Annotated in this window: 1 protein-coding gene and 1 pseudogene; both read right to left on the bottom strand. The window is 35.3% G+C overall.

The genetic code is table 11. The features are described from left to right. Positions 1 to 273: 273 nt before the first annotated feature. Complete coding sequence (locus tag FTU82_RS15945) at positions 274 to 690, bottom strand: hypothetical protein (RefSeq protein WP_159139022.1); 417 nt, start codon at positions 688 to 690, stop codon at positions 274 to 276. A gap of 577 nt (positions 691 to 1267) precedes the next feature. Then, positions 1268 to 1375, bottom strand: a pseudogene (locus FTU82_RS15940) (IS701 family transposase); the annotation flags it as partial.

Genomic DNA, 1375 nt, shown 5'->3' with positions numbered 1-1375 from the left:
GAAATTCATGCACGTGTAGCAGTCCTCAACAGATTTACGGAATTAGGTCGACCACTTACCCAAGTTACGCCTTAAATTTGGCTCAATTAGGGGCGCTTTGCATTTCAAATCTTTGTGCAACAAAGCCATTCGTGGTTATTTGCAACAGTGCCAATAAGAGTTCAAATATTCTATTTAATTGTCATTAAACCGGATTCTGGCAGGGTGATATATGGAAAATTTGGACGAATTAAAAAGCCTGCATTTGCGGGCTTTTTAATGTCTGGTTTGGAGTTAGTTATTTTTCTTTTCTAATTTTTGGGCAACGGCTAATTCACATTCTAATTGGTGGAAGCTGACCAGATCTGCCGATGTACTTAACTTGCCATTTTCACGGTCGAAAATAAAAGAGACAGAACATTTTTGATTTTCCTGATCGGTGATTTGAACACCGTAATACCAGGTTTCCGCATCGCTAATCACTACGACGTTTTTAGTCTCACCTAAATTTTCTTTTAATACCGCCTGAGTTGGGGTGCTAATTGCACTAGCAATAAAATCTAATGAAACAGGTTTGTGCTCAGTGATTTTAGAGGTGATTTCTGGACTAAACAGTTGGTAATCATTACTGATTAACTGTTCATGATTATGTGCGTTTGCCAGTGATGCTGCGGATAGTGCTAATGTCAGCGTGATTAACTTGATTTTCATATTGTATCCCCATGATTCGAATATTTTAAAGTTTGAGTTTCTTTCAAATTTCTAAAATCATATACGATCTTAAAAATAATAAAGGGTTTGGAGATAAAATCTCATTTTTTTGTTTCACTCTGATGGGCATGCTGTTCCACAGTGGGAAAATATGCAGTCAGATCTTTAAGGATTTTGGGACCAATATATCGGAGACAGTTTATTTAACTGATGTTACGCATCCATTCTATATGTTGTAAATTTTAAAAAAATCGACCGCAAAATGTAGTGGCGAAGATGCTCAAAAATACACTTATTGCGTAACATCAGTTATTTAAGTTAGGCTGCCAGTTTAGATTTGCTAAAATTTACATAACGCACGTTAGACAAATTGAGAAAAAAGCCAATTCAATATGTACTGGCTTTTTAGTGTCACGTATATAAATCTAAGAATTGTTTTAATCGTTGCTAAGATGATGTTTCACGGCTTCTAAACCATTGATTTAAAGTTCAGGATTTTGACTGGCATGACCTTACTTTGGCGTGTGCTCTAAAATTACATTAGGCCATTCAGTAAAGTTATAGGACTTACGCACTATTATTTATAGATTCTCTGTGGTAGCAGATGATTTTTATCGAGAATAAAGTCATCAATGAAGTTTTTGATAACTGGTCTAAATAATTTCTTCTGCCAACGATATACATT

Source organism: Acinetobacter sp. YH12151 (assembly GCF_013418355.1).
Classification (GTDB): Bacteria; Pseudomonadota; Gammaproteobacteria; order Pseudomonadales; family Moraxellaceae; genus Acinetobacter; species Acinetobacter pseudolwoffii.
The sequence above is the reverse complement of the archived record's forward strand: the minus strand, read 5'-3'. Positions and strand labels throughout refer to the sequence as shown.

What these genes read in the sequence shown, in the direction of transcription:
- FTU82_RS15945 (WP_159139022.1), bottom strand. Translation starts at nt 690, where the DNA reads ATGAAAATCAAGTTAATCACGCTGACATTAGCACTATCCGCAGCATCA.